At 44.4% G+C, this 23,040-nt stretch carries 19 protein-coding genes, 1 tRNA gene and 1 pseudogene; 10 read left to right on the top strand and 11 right to left on the bottom strand.

What is annotated here, in order from left to right; translation table 11 throughout:
* Positions 1 to 435: 435 nt before the first annotated feature.
* A complete protein-coding gene (gene ispB, locus AKJ31_RS08980) occupies positions 436 to 1,407 on the bottom strand; it encodes an octaprenyl diphosphate synthase (protein WP_053408764.1) in 972 nt (323 codons plus the stop codon).
* 272 nt (positions 1,408 to 1,679) lie between these two features.
* Here ispB and rplU point away from each other — a divergent pair, with 272 nt between their 5' ends.
* The 6 genes from rplU to folA all read left to right on the top strand — a co-directional run bounded on the left by rplU (position 1,680) and on the right by folA (position 5,637).
* Positions 1,680 to 1,991, top strand: coding sequence for a 50S ribosomal protein L21 (rplU, locus tag AKJ31_RS08975; protein WP_000271393.1), 312 nt, complete (start codon positions 1,680 to 1,682; stop codon positions 1,989 to 1,991).
* Between the two features lie 20 nt (positions 1,992 to 2,011).
* The gene (gene rpmA, locus AKJ31_RS08970) at positions 2,012 to 2,269 is read left to right on the top strand and encodes a 50S ribosomal protein L27 (protein WP_053408763.1); all 258 of its coding nucleotides are present in this window, start codon (positions 2,012 to 2,014) and stop codon (positions 2,267 to 2,269) included.
* Positions 2,270 to 2,562: 293 nt separating this feature from the next.
* A complete protein-coding gene (gene cgtA / locus AKJ31_RS08965) occupies positions 2,563 to 3,741 on the top strand; it encodes an Obg family GTPase CgtA (protein WP_053408762.1) in 1,179 nt (392 codons plus the stop codon).
* A 154-nt stretch (positions 3,742 to 3,895) separates the two neighbouring features.
* A complete protein-coding gene (locus tag AKJ31_RS08960) occupies positions 3,896 to 4,663 on the top strand; it encodes a threonine/serine exporter family protein (RefSeq protein WP_053408761.1) in 768 nt (255 codons plus the stop codon).
* A complete protein-coding gene (locus AKJ31_RS08955) occupies positions 4,660 to 5,133 on the top strand; it encodes a threonine/serine exporter family protein (RefSeq protein ID WP_053408760.1) in 474 nt (157 codons plus the stop codon). The genes AKJ31_RS08960 and AKJ31_RS08955 overlap by 4 nt, the downstream gene beginning before the upstream one ends.
* A gap of 24 nt (positions 5,134 to 5,157) precedes the next feature.
* Positions 5,158 to 5,637 (top strand): type 3 dihydrofolate reductase, encoded by a 480-nt coding sequence (folA, locus tag AKJ31_RS08950; protein ID WP_053408759.1) that lies wholly within the window; start codon positions 5,158 to 5,160, stop codon positions 5,635 to 5,637.
* A gap of 72 nt (positions 5,638 to 5,709) precedes the next feature.
* On the opposite strand, the gene apaH is transcribed toward folA, so the two are convergent.
* The 6 genes from apaH to lptD form a co-directional block, all read right to left on the bottom strand.
* Positions 5,710 to 6,513 carry a bis(5'-nucleosyl)-tetraphosphatase (symmetrical) ApaH gene (gene apaH, locus AKJ31_RS08945; protein WP_053408758.1) on the bottom strand — a complete coding sequence of 268 codons (804 nt, stop codon included), beginning with the start codon at positions 6,511 to 6,513 and terminating at the stop codon, positions 5,710 to 5,712.
* A 20-nt stretch (positions 6,514 to 6,533) separates the two neighbouring features.
* Positions 6,534 to 6,911 (bottom strand): Co2+/Mg2+ efflux protein ApaG, encoded by a 378-nt coding sequence (apaG, locus tag AKJ31_RS08940; RefSeq protein ID WP_053408757.1) that lies wholly within the window; start codon positions 6,909 to 6,911, stop codon positions 6,534 to 6,536.
* 70 nt (positions 6,912 to 6,981) lie between these two features.
* Positions 6,982 to 7,788: a 16S rRNA (adenine(1518)-N(6)/adenine(1519)-N(6))-dimethyltransferase RsmA gene (gene rsmA / locus AKJ31_RS08935; RefSeq protein ID WP_053408756.1), complete on the bottom strand. Its 807-nt coding sequence runs from the start codon at positions 7,786 to 7,788 to the stop codon at positions 6,982 to 6,984.
* A gap of 12 nt (positions 7,789 to 7,800) precedes the next feature.
* Positions 7,801 to 8,793, bottom strand: a complete 993-nt coding sequence (gene pdxA, locus AKJ31_RS08930) for a 4-hydroxythreonine-4-phosphate dehydrogenase PdxA (protein ID WP_053408755.1) — start codon at positions 8,791 to 8,793, stop codon at positions 7,801 to 7,803.
* Complete coding sequence (gene surA / locus AKJ31_RS08925; protein WP_053408754.1) at positions 8,783 to 10,078, bottom strand: peptidylprolyl isomerase SurA; 1,296 nt, start codon at positions 10,076 to 10,078, stop codon at positions 8,783 to 8,785. The genes pdxA and surA overlap by 11 nt, the downstream gene beginning before the upstream one ends.
* A gap of 49 nt (positions 10,079 to 10,127) precedes the next feature.
* Entirely contained in the window at positions 10,128 to 12,440 is a 2,313-nt protein-coding gene (gene lptD, locus AKJ31_RS08920; protein WP_053408753.1) for an LPS assembly protein LptD, read from the bottom strand.
* A 187-nt stretch (positions 12,441 to 12,627) separates the two neighbouring features.
* On the opposite strand from lptD, the gene djlA reads away from it, so the two are divergent.
* Together djlA and AKJ31_RS08910 are read left to right on the top strand one after the other, a co-directional pair.
* The gene (djlA, locus tag AKJ31_RS08915) at positions 12,628 to 13,479 is read left to right on the top strand and encodes a co-chaperone DjlA (protein WP_053408752.1); all 852 of its coding nucleotides are present in this window, start codon (positions 12,628 to 12,630) and stop codon (positions 13,477 to 13,479) included.
* Positions 13,480 to 13,645: 166 nt separating this feature from the next.
* Complete coding sequence (locus AKJ31_RS08910; protein WP_053408751.1) at positions 13,646 to 14,218, top strand: YceI family protein; 573 nt, start codon at positions 13,646 to 13,648, stop codon at positions 14,216 to 14,218.
* Between the two features lie 107 nt (positions 14,219 to 14,325).
* Here the strand turns inward: AKJ31_RS08910 and AKJ31_RS23525 are convergent, their stop codons facing one another.
* Together AKJ31_RS23525 and AKJ31_RS08900 are read right to left on the bottom strand one after the other, a co-directional pair.
* Positions 14,326 to 15,630 (bottom strand): methyl-accepting chemotaxis protein, encoded by a 1,305-nt coding sequence (locus tag AKJ31_RS23525; protein ID WP_053408750.1) that lies wholly within the window; start codon positions 15,628 to 15,630, stop codon positions 14,326 to 14,328.
* Between the two features lie 1,042 nt (positions 15,631 to 16,672).
* Entirely contained in the window at positions 16,673 to 17,875 is a 1,203-nt protein-coding gene (locus AKJ31_RS08900) for a hypothetical protein (protein ID WP_025590507.1), read from the bottom strand.
* Between the two features lie 313 nt (positions 17,876 to 18,188).
* Here AKJ31_RS08900 and AKJ31_RS08895 point away from each other — a divergent pair, with 313 nt between their 5' ends.
* Entirely contained in the window at positions 18,189 to 18,551 is a 363-nt protein-coding gene (locus AKJ31_RS08895; protein ID WP_211263049.1) for a hypothetical protein, read from the top strand.
* Positions 18,552 to 18,561: 10 nt separating this feature from the next.
* Positions 18,562 to 19,753 (top strand): annotated as a pseudogene (locus tag AKJ31_RS08890) (tyrosine-type recombinase/integrase).
* 84 nt (positions 19,754 to 19,837) lie between these two features.
* On the opposite strand, the gene AKJ31_RS08885 reads toward AKJ31_RS08890, so the two are convergent.
* Positions 19,838 to 21,853, bottom strand: a complete 2,016-nt coding sequence (locus tag AKJ31_RS08885; RefSeq protein ID WP_245639041.1) for an ATP-dependent nuclease — start codon at positions 21,851 to 21,853, stop codon at positions 19,838 to 19,840.
* 1,005 nt (positions 21,854 to 22,858) lie between these two features.
* A tRNA-Ile gene (locus AKJ31_RS08880) sits at positions 22,859 to 22,934 on the bottom strand.
* Positions 22,935 to 23,040: the final 106 nt, after the last annotated feature.

The raw sequence follows: 23,040 nt of genomic DNA, 5'->3' as shown, positions 1-23,040 counted from the left end.
ATAAACCTCGATAGAACCAATCTCAGTTCGAGGGTAGGAAGTGGATATGTCAGTCGCGCGACAATGGTGTGAGGAATTGGTGAAGGAGCGATGACGATTCAGTGACAGCGGCGAGAAATAGGAATCAAAATTCGATAAAACATGAAAGATGCGCAAATTTATCGTGCTAAAGAATAAGTCGCTCACAAAATATACTAATTTTGCATCTAAGATAAAGTTTTGTTGCTAATTTGAGCTTGAGGGTAAGCGCATTGTTGCTTAATAAAAAGAGCTTTAGACTCGACTGCAACGGCGCACAAGCCAATTTGCCTTCGACTTGCTGAACTGGAATACGCCGTCTGACGTGGCTGTACTTTTAGGGGAGTGACCTGATTGTTACACCAGACTGGATGGTAAAACGGGAACCTTGCTGGTTCCCGTTGTCATTTCTAACGTCTACTTACTACGGTGTACCGACATGTGTGCCAGAGTCACCAGTGCTTCTTTATAAGGAGAGTCTGCTAAGACGTGCAGTTCTGCAATGGCTTTATCGGCTTCTTGGTAAGCTTTTTGGCGTGTGTACTCCAAAGAGCCTGTTTCTTCCATCGTTGCCAGAATTTCGTTCAGTTTTTCCATGCCGTTGGCTTTTTCAATCGCTTCACGAATCATTGCTGATTGTTCAGGTGTGCCATTTTTCATTGCATATAAAAGAGGAAGAGTCGGTTTACCTTCTGCAAGGTCATCACCCACGTTCTTACCCATTTCTTTACCGTCAGAGGTGTAGTCCATCACGTCATCAATTAACTGGAATGCAGTACCGAGATACTTACCGTAGTTTTGCATTGCCAGTTCAACGTCTGCTGGAGAGTCATTCAGGATCGCACCAATCTGAGTCGCCGCTTCGAACAAACGCGCCGTCTTAGAGTAGATCACCTGCATGTAACTTTCTTCAGTCGTATTTGGGTCATTACAGTTCATGAGCTGCTGAACTTCGCCTTCGGCGATAACGTTCACTGCGTCACTCATCAACTTAAGGATCTTCATTGATCCTAGCTCAGTCATCATTTGGAAAGAGCGGGTGTAAATGAAGTCGCCAACCAAAACACTGGCTGCATTACCGAACGCGGCATTCGCGGTGGCTTTACCACGACGCATGTCAGATTCGTCAACAACATCGTCGTGCAACAAAGTAGCTGTGTGGATAAACTCAATAAAGGCCGCAGCCGTCGTATGAGCATTTCCTTGATAACCCAAAGCGCGAGCAGCTAACACTGCTAACAAAGGACGTATGCGCTTGCCACCACCACTGATGATGTAAAAACCTAATTGGTTGATTAAAGATACGTCTGAGTTGAGTTGAGCGTGAATCGTTTCATTCACTTTTGCCATGTCATCGGCAGTAAGCGCTTGGATAGCTTTAAAATCCATGGTAAATCCGGCTGAAGTTAGAACTTATAAGGTCTTCTTATCTGCTTTAATCGTTGAATAATACACTAAAAAACGTTGATTAATACATGGTTAAAGGGCATGATTGCCGCACTTTTATTTGGCGATTAGCTTTTCGCCAATTTTTTAAAAATATGGCTTGTCATAGGAGCGTCTCTTCTGTAGAATCTGCGCCCTATTGATGATTAGTTTAGCGCACACCCTTGATGCTTATAAATAATGCATACGGCTGTGCGGAAAAAGCGGAGTAAGATATGTACGCTGTTTTCCAATCTGGTGGTAAACAACACCGTGTAAGCGAAGGTCAAACTCTTCGTTTAGAGAAATTAGACGTTGAAACTGGTGCAACTGTTGAATTTGATAAAGTTCTTCTTGTTGCTAACGGTGAAGACATTAAAGTTGGTGCTCCTCTAGTAGAGGGCGGTAAAGTGGTTGCTGAAGTTGTGCAACACGGTCGTGGCGATAAAGTTAAAATCGTTAAGTTCCGTCGTCGTAAGCACTCTCGTAAGCAACAGGGTCATCGTCAGTGGTTCACTGAAGTGAAGATCACTGGTATCAACGCTTAATCTAATAGGAGAGTTTAACAATGGCACACAAAAAAGCTGGTGGTTCTACTCGTAACGGCCGCGATTCAGAAAGTAAACGTCTTGGCGTTAAGCGTTTCGGCGGTGAATCTGTTCTAGCTGGTAACATTATCGTGCGTCAGCGCGGTACTAAGTTCCACGCTGGTAACAACGTTGGCCTAGGTAAAGACCATACTCTATTTGCTCTAACTGACGGTAAAGTTAAGTTCGAGACAAAAGGTCCTAAGAACCGTAAATTCGTAAGCATCGAGTCTGAGTAATTTCAGTATCGATAAGAATTTAGGCTTCTAGCTGAATTCAAAAGCCCTGCCAACTCGGCGGGGTTTTTTATTTATGGCAAGTATGCCAAAGATGAATGGAACCAATACTAAGGCACTTTGAAAAAAGTCCCTCAATATTTGTTCCTGGGTAGCAGACGATCTTAGGTTTTAGGTGATCGATCTGAAAATGGGATCTGCTAGAATTTATATCATTCACTTTATACCACCTAGCTGGATGGTGAGATGATATTTGCAACGCAGCTACGTTTAGTAGCATTTGAGCGGAGTAAGAGATGAAATTCGTTGATGAAGCGGTAGTTAAAGTTCAAGCTGGCGACGGCGGTAACGGTGTAGTGAGTTTCTGGCGTGAGAAATTCGTTGCGAAAGGCGGACCAGACGGTGGTGATGGCGGTGACGGTGGTGATGTTTACATCATTGCAGACGAAAACCTAAACACCCTGATCGATTACCGTTTCCAACGCTTCTATGAAGCAGAACGTGGTGAAAATGGCCGCGGTGGTAACTGTACGGGTAAACGTGGTAAAGACAAAGTGCTACGTGTACCAGTTGGTACTCGCGCGGTTGACATCCACACTAATGAAATTGTTGCCGAAGTAGCAGAGCACGGCAAGAAAGTGATGGTCGCGAAAGGCGGCTGGCACGGCCTTGGTAACACGCGCTTTAAATCTTCGGTAAACCGAGCACCACGTCAAAAGACTATGGGTACTAAAGGTGAAGTTCGTGAACTGCGCCTTGAGCTACTGCTATTGGCTGACGTAGGCATGCTTGGCCTGCCAAATGCGGGTAAATCAACCTTTATTCGTGCGGTTTCGGCAGCGAAACCAAAAGTGGCAGACTATCCGTTTACGACCCTAATCCCAAGTTTGGGTGTAGTCAGTGTCGTTCCGGAAAAGAGCTTTGTTGTCGCCGATATTCCAGGCTTGATTGAAGGTGCAGCAGATGGTGCTGGTTTGGGGATTCGATTCCTTAAGCACTTAGAGCGTTGTCGTGTCCTGCTACATATGATCGATATTATGCCGATTGATCAATCTGATCCGGTTGAAAACGCACTGACGATCATTGATGAGCTTGAGCAGTACAGCGAGAAGTTGGCTGATAAACCACGTTGGTTAGTATTCAACAAGGTTGACCTAATGCCAGCAGAAGAAGCCGATGAAATTATTCAGAACATCCTTGACGCACTAGGTTGGGAAGGCGAATACTTCAAGATCTCTGCTGTGAACAAGCAAGGCACTAAAGAGCTGTGCTACAAACTGGCTGACTTTATGGAAACCCTACCTCGCGAAAGCGAAGAAGTGACTGAAGAAGAAAAAGTTAACTTCATGTGGGATGATTACCATAAAGACGCGATGTCAGGTAGCGATGTCATCACTGAAGAAGACGATGATGACGACTGGGATGATTGGGACGACGAAGAAGACGACGGCCACGTTGTTTACGTTCGCGACTAATTCCAAACTATTTTTAAGCCGCAATTCTCAATTGCGGCTTTTTTGTGTCTAAATCAAATTACTTGAATTCAGAATCCGCAACAATGGCGAAACCACCTCGTGTATCTTGAGGTGTGATTAAGCAAAAAAGATTCTAAGGGAGTAGAACTGAATCATGGCATCTAAACAACGAGCCGTTTCTCGTTTGATCGCCCAAGCAGGGCAAATGCTTTTAGCGCATGGAGCGGAAAGCACATTAGTCGGCGACCTTATGCGTCGCTTTGGTATTGCTGCAGGGATGGACGAAGTTGAAGTCTCGTTATCTGCCAGCTCAATTGTCGTCACCACGGTATATCAGGAACACTGCATTACCACCGCACGTCGATGTCCCGACCGCGGTATCAATATGCGTGTCATCACTCAGGTGCAGCGCATTTGTATCATGCTCGAGCGCGGCATCATTGATTACTCCATGGCTAAGCAGAAGCTCAATGACATTAGCCCAGAGCGCTACAACCGCTGGTTAGTAGTTGTGATGATCGGGCTTTCATGTGCGGCGTTTAGTCGCTTGGCTGGTGGTGATTGGGTGGTGTTTGCGATGACATTTTTAGCCTCGTCGACGGGAATGGTCGTCAGGCAAGAAATTGGCCATCGTCACTTTAACCCGCTAATGAACTTTGCCGCGACGGCGTTCGTGACGACAGTGGTTTCCGCGCAAGCGGTGATTTATGACTTAGGTAACGCACCGTTTGTGGTTATGGCTTCGTCAGTGCTGATGCTAGTACCGGGTTTTCCGCTAATTAACGCCGTAGCGGATATGCTAAAGGGTTACATCAACATGGGCATCGCACGTTTTGTGATGGCGAGTTTGCTTACCTTGGCAACTTGTCTTGGTATTGTCGCTGCGATGAGCTTAGTTGGCGTTTGGGGGTGGGTACTATGATCACGTTCGAACTCCTGTTAGGCCTACTTAACGATATGTTCTTCGCCGCTATCCCTGCGGTCGGCTTTGCCTTGGTCTTTAACGTGCCGCAAAAAGCATTAATGTACTGCGCTTTGGGTGGTGCGATTGGTCATGGCTCTCGCTATCTGATGCTCCAGTTTGGTATCCCAATAGAGTGGGCGACCTTTTTCGCCGCGATGATCGTCAGTATGGTCGGTATCCATTGGTCTCATCGCTTTCTTGCTCACCCTAAAGTGTTCACGGTTGCCGCGTTGATCCCTATGGTACCGGGCGTATTTGCGTTTAAAGCGATGATCGCGCTAGTGGAATTGAACCATCGTGGCTACAGCCCTGAGCTTGTGGCGATGCTGATGGAAAATTTCCTTAAGGCGATGTTTATTATTGCGGGATTAGCGGTTGGCTTAGCTATGCCAGGATTGCTATTCTATCGCCGCAAACCCATCGTTTAAGGCAGAAGCCACAGGAGCAAAAGAATGATCATCAGCATGATCGCAGCAATGGCGCAGGATCGAATTATTGGTAAAGACAATCAGATGCCTTGGCATTTACCGGCAGACTTTGCGTGGTTCAAGCGCTGCACCATGGGTAAACCTGTTGTGATGGGGCGTAAAACCTACGAGTCTATCGGTCGACCTCTACCTGGGCGTACAAACATTGTGATCAGCCGAGATGCTGACTTGACTATCGAAGGGGTGACAACTGTGACCTCAATCGAAGAAGCAATCCAAGCAGCCAATGGCGCAGAAGAGTTGATGATCATCGGTGGCGGCACCATCTATGAAGCGTGCCTAGCCCAAGCTGACAAGCTGTATGTGACCCACATTGACGCGAAAGTTGAAGGGGATACTCAGTTCCCTCAATGGGGCAGTGAATACCAAGAAACTTACTCTGAGAATTATTCAGCCGACGAGAAAAACGCGTATAACATGCGTTTTGTTGTGCTAGAAAAGTAACTCTGCCACCAACGGCGAAAACTAAAAAGGCTAAGTAATTACTTAGCCTTTTGTCTTATTTACCTGATAGCGTTACAGCGCTTGTTGGGTAAAGAACTTCTTATCTTCCCATCTCAACATGGTCAAGCTGCCTCCCCAAACGCAGCCAGTATCTAAGCCAATCGCATCGTCACCAAGATAACCTTCTAACGCTGCCCAGTGTCCAAACAGGATGGTTTTGTTGAGCTTAATGCGATTCTTCAGCTCAAACCAAGGTACTAAACCTGCTTGCTTAATTTGTTCGGGAGGAAGTTTGCATTCCATGTCCAGTCTGCCGTCAGCAAAACAGAAGCGCATACGGGTATAGGCGTTAATGATGTAACGGTAGCGGTCTAAGCCGATTAAGTCATCATGCCAAGCGTCTGGTTGGTTGCTGTACATATTCTCAATCAACCAAGTCCAATCATCACTTTGTAAGATGGCTTCGACTTCTCGCGCATTTGCTCTGGCTTGTTTGAGCGTCCATTGCGGAGAAATACCAGCGTGACAGACCACAAACTCGTCGTGTTCGGCCAGCAGTGGTTGGTGGCGAAGCCAGTGTAGCAACTCTTTCTTGTCGTGCGCGTGGAAAATCGATGCGGTTTTATCTTTGTTCTTGACCTTGTGAATGCCGAGTGAAACGGCAAGAAGGTGCAAATCATGATTGCCTAAGATCACTTTGGCGCTATCGCCGAGTGAGCGAATAAAGCGCAGAGTTTCCAAAGACTTAGGTCCACGTGCGACTAAGTCACCAGCCACCCAGAGAGTATCTTGTTTTGGGTTGAAGCTGGCTTGCTCAAGTAATAACTGTAGTTCGTCAAAGCAGCCCTGGATGTCACCAACAATGTATGTGGACACGAGATAATCCTAAGTCAGAGTTAATTGAGAATATTAGGTAATGCGAGACGGAAGGGTTCGATTTCAGCGATGAACTCCTGGCCTTTTTCATCCTGCATAATGTACTGACCTTGCATCACTCCAACCGGTGTTTCAAGTGCTGTACCGCTATTGTAGGTGTATTCGTCGTTGCCAGGAATAAATGGCTGTTGACCGACCACACCATCGCCCTCAACAGTCATCTGCTTACCGTTCGCATCGGTAATCAACCAGCGTCTACTGATAAGTTGTACGGTCTGAGTGCTGAGGTTTTTGATCGTAATGATGTAAGCAAACACATAGCGATTCGCCGTCGGTTGAGATTGCTCAGGGATGTATTTGGTGTGGACTTGGACTTTTATACAAGGGGGTGCTTCCATTTAGACTCCTGCGTAAAGCCAAAAAAAATAGAGTTGTAGGCCAAGGCGTACAACTCTAAGTATAAGAAGATTATTTGTGGTTTGCGTCTAGCCAGTTCGCGAGATCAACAAATTGCTCTAAAGTGAGATTCTCTGGACGCATGCCTGGGTTGATACCAAGCTCTTCCAGCGTCTCTGCACTGACTAGCGCTTTGTAGCAGTTGCGAACCGTTTTACGGCGCTGGTTGAAACCTTCGCGACATACGCGTTCTAGCCAGTTTAGGTTAGTCGCTGGGTAAGGTAGCACTTCATAAGGCACCAAACGTACTACGGCTGAATCCACTTTTGGTGGCGGAACAAACGCTGTTGGTGGCACTTCGAGTACTGGCACAACTTTACAGTAGTACTGTGCCATAACCGTCAAACGGCCATATGCTTTCGAACCCGGGCCGGCAGCCAGACGGTTGACCACTTCTTTTTGCAGCATAAAGTGCATGTCTTGAATGTCTTTATGGTATTCAAAAAGGTGGAACATCAACGGCGTCGAGATGTTGTATGGCAAGTTACCAAAAATGCGTAGCTTGTTGTTTGGCTTCACCAACTGTGTGAAGTCGAAACGCATTGCGTCGCCTTCGTGAATAGTCAGCTTGTCAGCCAGCTCTGGGTGGTTGCGTAGTCGCTCGGCAAGATCTCGGTCAAGTTCGATAACGGTAAACTTATCGACTTCGCGGCCAACAGGCTCAGTGATCGCCCCCAGACCCGGACCGATTTCAACTAGGTTCTGACCTGGTAGTGGGTTAATTGCAGAGACAATACCGTCGATAATGTATGGGTCATTTAAGAAGTTTTGACCAAAGCGTTTACGCGCTTTGTGCCCTAAGTGGACATCATTTCTCATAAGTTTCTCAAGTTAACTGGTTTTCTTCTCGACTAGCTCAATCGCGTGAGCCAGCGCAGTTCTAAAGCTTCCTGTGTCCGCGTTACCCGTCCCTGCAAGGTCTAACGCGGTGCCGTGATCAACGGAGGTCCTGATAAAAGGTAAGCCTAAAGTGATATTCACTGAACGACCAAAACCTTTGTATTTTAGTACAGGAAGTACCTGATCGTGATACATCCCAAGCACTGCGTCTGCTTCTTGAAGGTATTTTTCATTGAAGATAGTGTCCGCCGGAAGCGGTCCTATCAGGTCAATGCCATCACGTTGGCGCAGTTTTTCTAGTGTTGGTGTGATGGTTTCAATTTCTTCTCTACCGAGACAACCATCTTCACCGGCGTGTGGATTCAGTCCACACACGTAAATCTTTGGCGATGGAATTGCAAACTTCTCCACTAAATCTTTGTGGAGGATATGAATGATCTTTTCCAGCCTTTCCTCTGTGACGGCTTTAGAAACATAAGCCAAAGGAATATGTGTTGTCACCAATGCGACGCGCAGTCCTTCTGTCGCGAGCATCATCACAACCAATGGGGTGTTTGATTTTTCGGCAAAAAATTCGGTATGGCCACTAAACGCCACACCTGCACGATTAATAACCCCTTTGTGTACAGGGCCGGTGACAATAGCATCAAATTCACCATTCATACAGCCCAAAGCGGCTCTTTCTAGTGTTTTTAATACATAGTGTCCGTTCACTTCGTTCAACTGGCCTGTCACCGTTGGTTGGGCAAGTGGCACATGGTCAACGATCAGCGAACCGGCTTGTTGTGCTTTAGGTTGAGATTGAGCGTCGTAGTCAATTAGGTTGACGTCAATATTCAACTGCTTAGCGCGTTCTTGCAGCATGGTTTTATCGGCACACACAACAATTTGGTGTGCCCAGCTGTCTTTTGACAGCGCAAGCACTAAGTCGGGGCCAATCCCAGCGGGTTCACCAGCGGTTACGATGATGCGTTTAACTGTCATCTTCATCGTCCTTGATGATTTCGATATACGCGCTTGCGCGTAGTTCTTGCAGCCATGCGCTCACTTCTTCATTGAATTTACGATTGAAGAGAATACGGTAAGCTTTGTTTTTCAGTGCTGAATCTGTGCGGTCGACCTGACGACGGTCAAGGACTTCGACAATGTGCCAACCATGAACTGTTTTAAATGGTTCGCTGATTTGTCCAATTGGCAGCGTATCTACTTGGTGCTTGAACTCAGGAACATAAATGTCTGAAGTCTGGTAACCCAATTCACCGTTTTGCGCCGCTGAGCCAGGGTCTTCACTGTGCTGTTTAGCCATTTCACCGAAGGTTGCTTCACCCGCGTTGATGCGCGCAATGATGTCGTTCAGTTCACGCTGTACACCTTCATCACTGAGGATAACCGTTGGACGAATTAGAATGTGTCGAGCATTAATCTCAGTAACTGCAACGGTTTCTAGGCCTTTTACGTCTTCAATTTTCAAGATGTGAAAACCGACACCACTGCGAAATGGACCAATTACACTGCCTTTGTTTTGCATCGTAATCTGGTCGGCAAAGATGGTTGGCATTTCTTCTTTACGCATCCAGCCCCAATCACCACCTTGAAGCGCTTTTGGACCTTTTGAGTAGGTGTAGGCCATAGTGCTGAAATCAGAACCTGCGTTGAGCTTATCGACGATTTCTTGCGCCTGAGCTTTGATTGTCTCCGCGTCGTCACCGTCATTGAGTCGTAACTGGATATGCCCAATCTTGTATTGCACGGTTGCGTTACTTTCTTGAGCAAGAATGCTCGCCAAGTTATCGACTTCTGCTGGAAGAATGTTGATGCGGCGACGTACTAATGCATTTCGCGCTTCACTGGCTGAGATCTCTTTGCGGATTTGCTCACGAAACTCTGCGTAGTTCAGTCCTTCCGCCGCTAAAGATGCGGTGAGCTGTTCAATTGACTGGTTGTTGTTACGTGCAATTTCTTCAATCGCTTGATTGAGGCGGTTATCGTCGATGCGAACGCCAATACGTTCCGCCTCTTGCTGTTGTAACGTGTCAATGATCAGCTTTTCAGTCACTTGCTGACGCAATACGTCTTGTGACGGCAGAGCTTGACCGCTCTTATTTGCGTTAGCTTTTAACGATTTAATCGAGGTGTCGATATCGCTTTCCAAGATAACGCCACTATTCACAATGACTTTAATTTGATCGAGTTCGACTGGCTGAGCATTGGCCAAGTTCATTTGACCAATTGCCACCAATGCTAACAGCGACTGTTTCCAAAATTTCATTCGTAGTCCTATACATCTTATTTGCGGCACGTGGCCGCAAACTGAAAAATTAGTTATTCAAGAAGAATGGGCGGCCATAACCTAACGAGTTGTCACTGCCTGTGTCACTACCCAAGTTGGTACCGAAACCGATAATGCCAAAGTTTACGCCAAAGTTGCTTTCATAATCAGGGTCAGCGTTCGGGTAACTGGTGAAGTCAGGATCCCAGTCACGTAGCTGTTCACTGTAGGTGAAGCCAATGTACCAACAGTCGTCGGTATATTGCAGTTTCGCCATCCACTCTAACGATTCGTCAGTGGTTAAATCGTAGAAGTACTGCACGCTACTGTTCCAGTTACGATTGATCTTGTAGCTTGCCAGTAAACCAGCCTGAGAAATGCCTTCTTCGGTAATCGTTTCTAGTTCGCCTAAGCTATCACCGAGCGTGTTCTCGATGTAATCCAGCGTGACATAGCGGTAGTTGGCTTGTACATAGCCACGGTCAAACTGGTACTCGAGCGTACTGTTCGCCATTTGAACTTCTGTGGTATCTACGTCGTATTGGATGCCACCGTGGTAAAAGACGATATCGTCATAGTTGAAGTCCATCTCAATTGCCCAAGCCGAGTAGTGAGATGGTTTATCGGATGTCACATCTAGGCGATCGTCTTTATCAAGGTAGATAACTTGTCCAAACGAGATATTTAGGCGTTCTTTGTAGTTTTCATCAAAGAAGCGCGAGCTCGCACCGTAACTGAATTGGTTTGCGGCCTTAATCTTATCAATACTACTGTATTTTCTGCTTCTAAACAGACCGTAGTAGTCGGCTTGTAGCAAGGTTGTATCATAGTTCGCAATATTGTCTTGATCTTCTTCTGGTACGTACAGGTATTGGATTTGTGGTTCCAATGTTTGTGTGTAGCTATCCAGAATAACGGTATCTCGCTCAAGTACGATACCCGCGTGAGAGCGAAACTCAGGAATAAATCGGGTGACTTCTTCGTCCAGGTCAGAGTCAATTACGCCATCTAGGTCTTGTTGGTAATAAGTCCCTAAGAAGCGAGCTTCCGTTACCCATGAGCCCCAAGTAGTACCTAAAGGAATGGTTACGCCAGGTTCGACGTGAACACGAGTCGCGGCAGGTTTGCCGTCAGCGTCGGTATCGAAGCGGGTGACTTGGCTTTTGACATCAAAATCGAGATAACGCAGTAGCTCAGGTGCGTAATAGTTAAATTGCAGCTGAGGCAACATCATGTACGGCAGGTTGTCTCGGTCAGTAAGAACTTGAAAATCTCGCGTCAGCAACGTTGCATCCCAATTGGACGTACGGTACTGCACGCTACCTTCTTGCACTAATTGACCGTCTTCGCGTTTACCGATACTAGAGTCGACATCGGTGAAGTAATCAATATCACTGACTTTTGAGTAGTCAACATGGAACTTCCACGACTTTTGGTAGATGCCATCGTGTTGGTATTGGAAGCCCCAACGGTCGCCTTTTTCTGTGTACTTTCGGTCATCGGGTAAAAACTCTGAGTCGAGAGAGCCTTCACCAAAGCTGGTCAGGTAGCGGAATTTGTTGTTTAACTGCGTACCACGCTGTTGCATGTACTTGACGGTGGTTTCTAAGTCGTAGTTTGGTGCAATGTTCCAGTAAAACGGAACGGCCATTTCGTAACCGTCACTTGAACCATACGAGACGGTTGGGTAGAGGAAACCTGTCTTACGTGTATCACCAATTGGGACCGTAACGTAAGGCAAGTAAAATACAGGCACATCTAAGATTTCAAAGCGAGTGTTGTAGAAGGTCGCTTCTTCTTCGTCTTGGTCAACATCAATGTCCGAAGCTCGGATACGCCATGATTTGTCCCCTTCAGGACACGAAGTGATGCTGCCGTCTTCGATTTCATAAACGGCCTTGCCTGTTCTGGCAATGTAAACTGCGTCGCCGCGGCCTTGTTCACAAAGGAATTCATACTTTGTGTTTTCCAGCGTCATTTCATCGCTGTTGAGGTTATTTGTCGCTTTATCTGAGGTGGTTTTTATTGCACCATCACTGAAGGTTACATTGCCTTCCGCGACAATGATGTTCTCTTTCTGGTGTAGCGTAACTTGATCAGCTTGTACGCGTTTCTTACCTTGTACGACAACCACGTTGCCTTTGTAAGTGGCTCGTTGACCATTAATGGCTTCTAGCGTGTCAGCTTCAACTTTTACTGGTTGCTGATTCGGGTTTTCTGGTTCAGGCTCATCGATCAAACATTGATCTATAGCGGGCAGTTCCTGCACACTATCGTCTAACATAGCTTCTGCTTGAGTCTGAGGCACGAAAAGAGCAGCACTGATTGAAGCGGCTAACACGGTGCGGGAGAAAGGTGACATCGAGTTTTACTATCCTGTTGATCTGGGTATATCCGGTTATAGCTTCCAAGCCATATGCAGGGACTAAAGTCTCTGGGCAGTGGGTGACCGAAATTAAAATAAAACGGTTCTTATAATAAAGGAATTTATAGCTTACAGCACTATCAGACCGCTATACGACGAAAAAATTCATAGATGAGAGCACATAATGCATATTTTTGGCAAAATTCTTGGTGGCTTCTTTGGCTTTCTGTTCGGGGGCATATTTGGCGCATTGTTTGGGGCATTTATCGGGCACCAATTCGATAAAGCTCGCCGATTAAGAAGCGCAGGTTTTCATACCAGTTTTGGTAGCGGTCCATCTCAGGCACAGCGACAAGACGAGTTTTTCAAAGCGGCGTTTGCGGTGATGGGACACGTCGCGAAGGCAAAAGGCCAGGTGACGCGCCAAGAAATCCAACTGGCGAGCACCATGATGGATCGAATGAACCTGCATGGTGAACAGCGAAAAGCTGCCCAAGATGCGTTTCGCGAAGGCAAAGAGGCTGACTTTCCGTTGGAGTCCGTACTTGAACGGGTAAGAATTTCAGCGGGTGGTCGTTTTGACCTAATGCAGTTTTTCTTAGAACTGCAAATTTCAGCGGCGTTTGCCGATGGTGAGATTCACCCGAGTGAACGTAACGTACTGCACAAAGTGGCCCAAGGGCTTGGTTTCTCATCAGAGCAACTGGAGCAGCGTTTAAGAATGCAAGAAGCGGCATTTCGCTTCCAGCAAGGTGGTTTCGGGGGGCACGCTGGTGGCGGGCATTCTCATCAGTCGGGCAGTTGGCAGCAGGCCACAACCGCTGATCAACTAAGCGATGCATACAAACTGCTGGGTATCGATAGTAATGCGGATGCTAAAACCATCAAGCGTGCTTATCGCAAGCTAATGAACGAACATCATCCAGACAAGCTGATGGCGAAAGGTCTACCACCGGAAATGATGAACGTTGCGAAAGAGAAAGCGCAGGAAATTCAGAATGCTTACGATCTAATTAAGAAAAGCAAAGGCTTTTAACACGTACTGAAAAATCGTATTGAAGTCTAAGCCTGTGAGATTCTCGCTCATGTTTAAGCCGAGAATCTCATTTCAGAGCATTAGGTTAAATTACTGTTAATTTTTTCGCTGATGTTGCTTGGTGCGGCTACTATCAAGGGAGGACTTTTTCAACTAAGGGAACGCAATGAAAATCCTTCCTCCTTTTCTTGGTTTGTTGCTGGCGTTAGGTAGCACTGCCGCATTATCCAATGGTAACTACCAACTAGATCCCAACCTTTCTTCGGTGAGCTTTGCGACCACCAAAAAGCAATACATTGTAGAACCTGCAACGTTAAATCTACTCTCTGGAGTCTTGAGCGAAAAGGGTGAATTCCAAGTCATCGCTGAACTAAAAAGTTTAAGTACAGGTGTGCCAATTCGCGATACTCGTCTCAATGAACTGTATTTTGACGCTGCTAAATACCCGAGCGTGACGGTATCGGGTGTTATTGACTGGCAAGCGCTGGCAGATGGCCCAGTAAAAACCAACATTTCAGCGGATGTTTCTATGTATGGCAACACCAAGAAGATGGACTTCCCAGTCATTATCGTGCCTACAGATAACTATCTTACGGTCAGTTCATCTGCAGTTGTGGTGGTGAATGCGGCAGATTTTGGTATCCCAACAGAAAATTTAGCTAAGTTAGCAGAAACGGTGGGGGGGATTGAGATCTCTACCCAGGTTCCGTTGACGCTCTCGCTCACTTTTATAAAGTGATACACGTTTGCTATCAATGTGGTAAACAATAATAAAAAAGCCTGATGAGCAATCATCAGGCTTTTTCTTTGTGATAAAGAGCTGGCACTGAAGCAGTAGCCAATTAGTTAGATAGATAAGTTTTCCACCGTACTGGATACCCGTTTCGCGTCTTCAATAATCTCATCAATGATGCCTGAGGTTTTCACCGTGTGACTTTCTCCAAGCGTGGTTTTTTCAATCACGGTTTGAATCTGTCCAGATAAGTTTTGCGTGATTTTGGTGTTTTCAGTTATGACTCCGGTAATTTCTGACGTTGATTGTGACGTTCTGGCCGCTAGATTACGCACTTCATCGGCAACCACCGCAAAGCCTCTCCCTTGTTCGCCAGCTCTTGCTGCTTCTATGGCTGCGTTGAGCGCTAGGAGGTTGGTTTGCTCGGCAATGGCGCTAATGGTGGAGATAATGTCTTCCACGCTCTTGGATTGCTTATTGAGCTCGGTGACTAACCGGTTCATCTCTTCTACTGACAAATTGATGGATTGAGAGTTGGTGAGAAGATCAGACACGTGCTGTTTACCTTGTTCGGCAGAGTTAACCGTTTGTTGAGCGATTTCAAACGATGTCGTTGCGGCTTCATTGACTTTCATCGCCTTATCAACTCGCTCGGTGATGTCACTCGCCAGTTTAATGATCCTAACAACTTGGTCTTGATGGTCGTAAATTGGGTTATATGTGGCTTCTAGCCAAAGGCGTCGACCATGACTATCCAAGCGCTGGAATAGACCTCGTTTGATTGCTCCAGAGCTTAAGTCACTCCAAAAATCTGGGTTCTCTTGGTAAAACTCAGCGGGGCAGAACATGCGGTGGTGCTTACCCGCAATCTCGCTGACTTGGTAGCCCATGCATTGCTGAAAGTTTTTATTTGCAGTGATGATGGTGCCATCGGGTTCAAAATCGATCACCGCAAGAGACTTATCTAACGCATCCAATAACGCTTGATTACGTTCTCGTTCGCGTTGCTCGTCGGTGACATTGGCGGCGACTTTCGCCACGTACTCGACTTGTCCTTCGCCGTTCAACACAGGGAAGTAGGTTGCTGCCAGCCAAATAGCGGTGTCTTGCTTGTTTTTACGAATGAAACGGCCATTTTGAGGTTTACCGTTGGAAAGATCTTGCCAAAGTTGCCGATACTCTGGTGTTTGTACGTCTTCAGGAAAACAAAGAAAGCTGTGGTGTTTACCTAAGACTTCGTCTAGCGAGTAACCAGTGACAGAAAGAAACTGTTCATTGGCATAAAGAATATCGCCGCTTGGAGTGAACTCTATGTAAGGTACTGTGTTTTTTAATGACTCTCTAAAATTGGCCGCTGAGTTCAATTCACTGCCTAATTCAGAGTTTTTTCTTAGTGGTGTACGAGTGAAGCCAAACATCCTTGTTTCCTAACTCTATAAGAATTAACACTGTGAAATGAGTTTAGTAGCAGATCTCATCTCTGCAACGTAGGAAAGAATGAAAAGCGTATCTACATCTGGTTTTTTATCTAAATTGAGCTTTACGCACATCAATAATCGCCAAATTCCGAAAGGCTCGTAGAGAAATCTACGGGCCTTTATCTTTTCTGGTCCGGTCTATATCCGGTCCGCAATTACTTCCGGTAAGCTCTGGTCCATCAGGTCAGCCGAAACACTCCACGTAGTCACCACAGAGTCACACTTCCCCTATCAGAGTGATATCCACCATCAGAACCTTCTCTCGTCTGTACAGCACGAATCAGAGCAGATACATACCACTCATGCCAGAACCCAAAATTCAGAAAAACTCCGCGCTGGAACCAACAAAAATATAACCAACATTCTGTCCATTAGCTGAAGTTAATTAATATATAGATATGGGATGGATAGCTAGTTCAGTGGCGGGAAGGACACCCATGATCCTAAAGCTCTCAGAACTAGCCAGTCAGGAAAAAACAGCATTCAATGAAGACCGATTACCCTCAGTGGTAATCGGTCTGTTATCTCTTAAGTGATTTAGGTCAGTAATCATCGGCACTCAACCACAGCACCAGAAACAGCAGCTAATCACGGGGCTGGTATTCATACTCGAACCGGAAAAACTAACGGCACACTGGATTACAGCGCGAATCTGGTATGAGTTAGGGCTAAGAGTTGGGTTAGTGGAATCAGATGGAACTACCGTCGTAGCTACCGACGACGACGGCAAACTGGACGGAAAACCTAAATAAGATATTTACATTAGGGTTCGTGTCCAAGCTCGGTATCTAGCCAAAATTACAGCTAAAGACCGGACAGAGACCGGACCGACGACGCCGTCGCGATAATTACTGGAACTACATCATGCAGGAAGTCAGGCAGGATAAGCCTTAGAGCGAGATTACAGGGCCAGTCTGGTGTGACCGACCCAGCGATCTAGGATTTTAGTTGGTGGTTGCTAACTAAAGTGAGGAGCTTACAGTTAATTCACCTCTATATCGTTTATGGTTACCTTACCTAATGCTGTTTTAAGCTTAGTAGTATAGTTTGCATTTTCATCCTTAACCCAAAGCTTTTGCCGTGCATGAGAAGGTACTTTAAACTTATCCATCAACTCAGGAGTGACTACAATATCTAGTTCTGAGTTTATTGAACGTTGTAATAAATCGTCGAATTCGTAGCTTTCTACGGTTTTATAATTCGCTTTATTTAAAGTGATATGACCACCCAAACTTGAGTCATTCAGATATAAATTGATATTAGAAAACGCAATCCCATCCCCCAAAATTTCTTTGAATAAATCTTCAATACGTGACTCGTTATTGCTCTCTAGCGCTGTACCTAGATCCATCAACGTTGTTGTATTTAGCCCTTCAACGCTACCTTGCATACCAAATTTTGAGGACAGTAAAGTAATATCAGGCGAATCAAGATCAAACGTTCCAACTGTCCAGTTATAGTGTAGAGATGTTTTATCACTGACAACGGCTTCTGTTTTAAGCTGAATATCGCTGATATTCATACCACCTTTTCTTACTACCAGTTGTCCTTCATCAATTGTAAAAATAGATGATTGCAATGTTGGTTTAACAACGGTATCTAAAGATACTTTGCCCACATGAACACTCTCTTTACGCTCGGAAAAGTCAATGCTACTGATAGTAAATTGAGATGAGTTATCTTCGAGAGAACCAACTAGATTGAAGTTAATTTCACCTAACTTAAGTTGTGAACGAGAACCATCATTAATAACACCTACATTCAGGCTACTTTGAAGATCAATCGATTTATTATGAGGATTTAATGTATATTGGATATTTTCATTAAAAGATGTAACTTCTCGGATAAACTCAGCTGAGAGTCCTTTATCTTTAGGTAAACCTAATTGGCCTTCGACCTTTGTGCCAAAAAGGGCAACAGTTGCATCATGGTCTAAATAAACAGGTTGAGAATGGCGTTCTGCACCATCTTTTAAGTAAATAGCGAATTTTTGAGCTACTTTGTCGCCAATAAGCTTCGATTCTATTACCTGCACATCAATATAGCTATCACTGATGTCATGTGCCAAACGCTCTGTACTACGAATAAGCTCTTGAGCAACGTTCTCTATCATCAAATTATTTACGAAGTAACCACCAGTTCCACAGGCTGCTACCACAACAAACGCAACAATTGTTTTTTTCATTAACAAAATCAACCAATAAATTTAAAAGCATTACTATTCAATACGATAAATCAGCAAAACAGGGGGCATTTTGATGTTTCGTATATATTCGTGACCCAAGCCACATCCAATCGTTCCACATTATCCTCCATCACACATCTCTAACCGATTCACGGCTAAATGGGTAATATCTGGTGCTGGTTTACAGTAATGGACTCTTGAGGGGCTGGAGCTTGAGTTTGGTTATTAGAGACTCTCTGCTTAACTACATCCGAATCAGTAACGGGCTCAAACACATATTACTTCTATGATACCAATACTCATGGAGTTTAATATGAACAAGATCACTAATCTTCAACAAATCACAAGCCTACCTGTCACCACAGCCCTACAAGAACAAATCATATCCATACTCACCGAACCATTTCACGATGAAGCAGAAACCCAACAGACATGGGATGAACTGCAATGTGAGCTCTGGTTCCTAACCTCAAAATCCGAACTCTCTGCCGTCGTCGTCGACGATATCGAAATGCTAAAACGAGCACTTACCTACACCGAATTCGAAGACGATCTGGAGTACGGCGCTGTCCTCACCCTGAGCATTGTCGAGGACTCTGGCAAGGGCATTTACCTACTGATGCCTAAGACACTGCTCATCGAATTACGCCAGTATTTCTCCATCGAGAATGACTAAGGAGGCAGCGATGCAATCCCGAAAATTCAAATTCAATAAGCGCCAACTCGACTCACTTCCACCGACGCCGCCGTCGAGCAAAAGTAAGGAAACGGAATATACAGACGAGTTATGTTCTGGCCTAAAGATGATCGTCAACCGCCAAGGCAGGAAGCGTTTCTTGTTCAGGTACACACTGCACGGAACCAAGAAATCTATCCAGCTAGGTGAGTATCCAGCGCTAGACATCAACACTGCTCGACAGATTGCCAATGGCCATAAACGGGAAATTGCTCTAGGTAATGACCCCAAGGCTATTCGAGACGAAAAGCGCAACGTCCTAACGTTTCAAGAGTTCTCAGAACTTCATTACTTACCGTATGCAATGATGAATAAGCTTACCGCTAAAAGTGATGCAGGTAGTCTCAAGCTCCACTTCTATCCGAAATGGGGAAAGAAACCTCTCACTGATATCGGTCAGCAAGACATTCAGAAATTGTTGGACGGATTACTAGAAGGTAGGAAACCAGCAACGGTTAACCGTCTACGCTCCTTAGCCCTTCGCATGTTCAGACTGGCAATGGAATGGGGGGGATGTCGACTCTAATCCCGGTCAGTACATCAGGAAGTTGAAGGAAAATAATGTTCGCCAACGTTTCCTATCACGGGCTGAGGTTTCAGCCTTCATCAAGGCATGTAACGAGGAACCGAATCGCACCCAATCTAACGCATTGAAATTCGCACTTCTGACCGGAATGCGCATAGGTGAAATAACTGGCTCAAAATGGGAGTGCCTTACCGTCGACGACGACGGCAACTGGAGCTTATTTCTACCACACACTAAGTCGGGGCTGTCGAGAACGGTCCTGCTCAACCATCTAGCTAAGGAGGTCATCCATGATCAACGACGATTTCAACAACTTAAGAACCCCTATATCTTTGCCGGAGATGCACCCGGTAGACCTATCGCTCATCCGAAGAAAGCATTCGCCCGAATCAAGAAAGCTGCCGGGATTACTGACAACTTCCGAATTCATGATTTAAGGCATAGCTTCGCATCGATACTGATCAACTCAGGTAATGCCACGCTTTATGATGTTCAGCATTTGTTGGGGCATCAATCACCTCAGACTAGTACCAGATATGCTCATTTGGCCAGTTCAAGGCTAAGAGAAGTCAGTGCTAATGTTGCTGAGTTAGTGGGGGATGTGAGCCGCGTTTGATAAGGGAAAGCAGCGAGTGTGGTATTCGCTGCTTTTTTATACATCAGAATTCGAGTCATTCATTATACATCAGCAGTTAACTGACTACTTATTTAGAGAGAAGTTTTTTTGATCTTCATATTTTTTGACATTTTCTTCCGTTATTAAGTTGAGTTCTTTATTAACTTCATCACTACTAACTAATTGATTAAAGGTATTGAATAGAGGTTCGAAGTCTTTAAAATCTTCCTTACTTAAGATTGCTGCTTTTTTCCATAGTTTTGACTTAGCAGTATCCTTTATTTTTTGGTATTTAACTCCAACTATTATTTTTTCATCGACAAACTTTCCTTGAAGCAAGAATTCATTGGGTAGTAAATTTTCTATCTCGATGTAACTCGAAAAATTTGCATGCTGTAAATCTGCTAGATGATTTAATCTGTTTGGTACAGGTAAAAGCATCGCATAAAAATATGGATGGTCGCTACGCTTCCTATAAATACCTGATTCTTTGGCACCTAAGACCTCTTTAGGCCAAAAACTGTCCTTTTTAAGATTATGGAAGTTTTCTGAACCTTCTTTATCAAAGTCAAATACACCAACAACTCTAGCATCTTTATGAATCGCTGTATTTTTACTTCTAAGAAACCCACCTAGAGCTCCAGCCCCACCTAGACCATGTATTTCGAAAGAACAGTTCTTTTCAAAGTCTTCATCGAAGGTGTCAATATTAATCGGGATGTCGTTAAGTATAAGCCATGCGACTTTATATATTTGCTCAAGTTTATCCTCAACAAGTAGATATGATTTATGCTGTTTAATTCTTGATGCTTTTTCTTCTAGCTCACTCTTTACTTTTTCAATATCTTTATAAATTTGAAGAAGCTTCTCATTTAATGTAAAAACACCCAAATCATCATTTAGTTTATAGATATCCGAAAGTTCTAAAGTCTCTTTTTCTGAATCGTTTTCTCTTGAAGGCTTGATTCTATTTATTTTTGATGAAGACACTTCAGGATTATGCCAAACTCGATACTTTGAAATATTATCCCCTTTCATTGCTAAAAAATTAAAAGAGTGAGTAGTGATAAATATCTGAGCACTTTGAGAAAAAATATCTTTAAACCTATCAGCTAGTATTTGCGCATTTTTATATTCATATGAGTTCTCAGGCTCTTCGAATCCCCATATAAAGTATTTCTTCGACTGAACATCACTTCTAACAGTCCGGCTTGTGTAACTACGCTCTTTTAGTGCAATATAGTGCAAAATTTCTGGTATTAGCTTCGCTTGTACACCATCTCCTCGCTGTGATAACTCAACATTTCCAGTTTGAACTTGTAATGTTTTAAATAAATCGACCAAATCAGAAGGTAGCTGGAATACTGGCTGGTAATTTGAGTGCATATCTCCAAGAGTGGATTGAAAATCCTGCATTATTTTAGCAGTTTCACTCTGTATTTCTTTCTGGAAGTCATTCTTTTTCCGGTCTATTTTAGATGTTTTTGTTTTCCAAAGAGTATGCTGGAGCTCACCATAAAGCTTAGAAAAATACTGTTTATCTTTAATTGCTGGTACGTAATGAAACTGTATTTGTGCAAGAAATTCTGTAAGCTGCTTTTGTAAACTAGCTTTAGTCGTAGACTTTATAGCATTAGTGGTACCATCCTTGAAGTGCTCGAATATATCTCCTTTTTCGTGCTTGAACGATGTTTCTATATTTGAGCGCAAGTCTGATAGGCTATAAGAAGATGCTTTCGTCCACCGTTTACTGACAAAGAACCTTTCTGGTAAGAATACTTTTGTAGGATATTGTTTATTCTTGTTGTGATTTTTCTCATTTCTGAAAAAAATTTTTACCGTAACAACTTTCTCATTTATATCATTTTCGTCATCGGACATTGCTTTTTTGAAGAAATCCCTCTGGAAATCAAAAAAATTATCTATATCTGTATGACCATTAAAGAAAAGATTTAATGCTCTAATAATATTGGATTTGCCAGAATCGTTTGAGCCAGAAAGAATGTTTAACGAGCTTAACTTATCTAAGTTTGTTGTATCTCCCTTCCTATTACCAAAAGAACGAAAGTTTTTTATCTCGATTTTTTCTATTGTAACCATGCTAATCAAATTGCACTTCATCTAATTTGGTAAGATGTTATCACAAAGTACAGTTCATTTATCGCTCAAACTACCAACTTTAGATAAAGAGAACAGTCACATTTTAACAATCCACTCACTTCCCCCCAAATCTAGCACCACCAATCCCTACAACCACAAATCCTAGATCGCTGGGTCGGTCACACCAGACTGGCCCTGTAATCTCTCTCTAAGGCTTATTCTGCCTAACGTCCTGCATGATGTAGTTCCAGCAACTTTGGCGACGGCGTCGTCGGTCCGGTCTCTGTCCGGTCTTTAGCTGTGATTTTGGCTAGATACCGAGCTGGACACGAACCCTAATGTAAATTTCCTATTTAGGTTTTCCGTCCAGTTTGCCGTCGTCGTCGACGGTAGTTCCATCCTATTCGACTAACCCAACTCGTAGCCATAACTCATACCAGATTCGCGCTGTAATCCAGTGTGCCGTTAGTTTTTCCGGTTCGAGTATGAATACCAGTCCAGTGACTAGCCGCTGTTTCTGGTGCTGTAGTTGAGTGTCGCTTACTGCTGACCTAAATCACTTAAAAGATAACAGACCGATTACCACTGAGGGTAATCGGTCATCATTGAATGCTGTTTTTTCCTGACTGGCTAGTTCTGAGAGTTTTAGGATCATGGGTGTCCTTCCCGTCACTGAACTAGCTATCCATCCCATACCTATATTAATAACTTCAGCTAATGGACAGGATGTTGGTTATATTTTTGTTGGTTCCAGCGCGAAGTTTTTCTGGGGTTAGGTTCTGGTGTTGAGTGGTATGTATCTGCTCTGATTCGCGTTGTACAGACGAGAGAAGGTTCTGATGGTGGATATCACTCTGAGACAGGAAGTGTGATTCTGTGGTGACTACGTGGAGTTTTTCGGCTTACCTAATGGACCAGAGCTTACAGGAAGTAATCGCAGACCGGATATGGAAAGGACTAGAACGAAAAAGGCTTACGGATTTCTCCATAAGCCTTAAGGAATAATGGTGGCCCCTATGTGACTTGAACACATGACCAATCGATTATGAGTCGACTGCTCTAACCACTGAGCTAAGGGGCCTTGATAGGGCAATGATTATAGGGGATGAAGATCAAGCTGTCTAGCCAGAGGGAAGGGTAAATGCGCTTAGATTTTATCCACTTAAATCCGTTGAATACAAAAAAGG

It is taken from the genome of Vibrio hepatarius (genome assembly GCF_001274785.1).
Classification (GTDB): domain Bacteria; phylum Pseudomonadota; class Gammaproteobacteria; order Enterobacterales; family Vibrionaceae; genus Vibrio; species Vibrio hepatarius.
The sequence above is the reverse complement of the archived record's forward strand: the minus strand, read 5'-3'. Positions and strand labels throughout refer to the sequence as shown.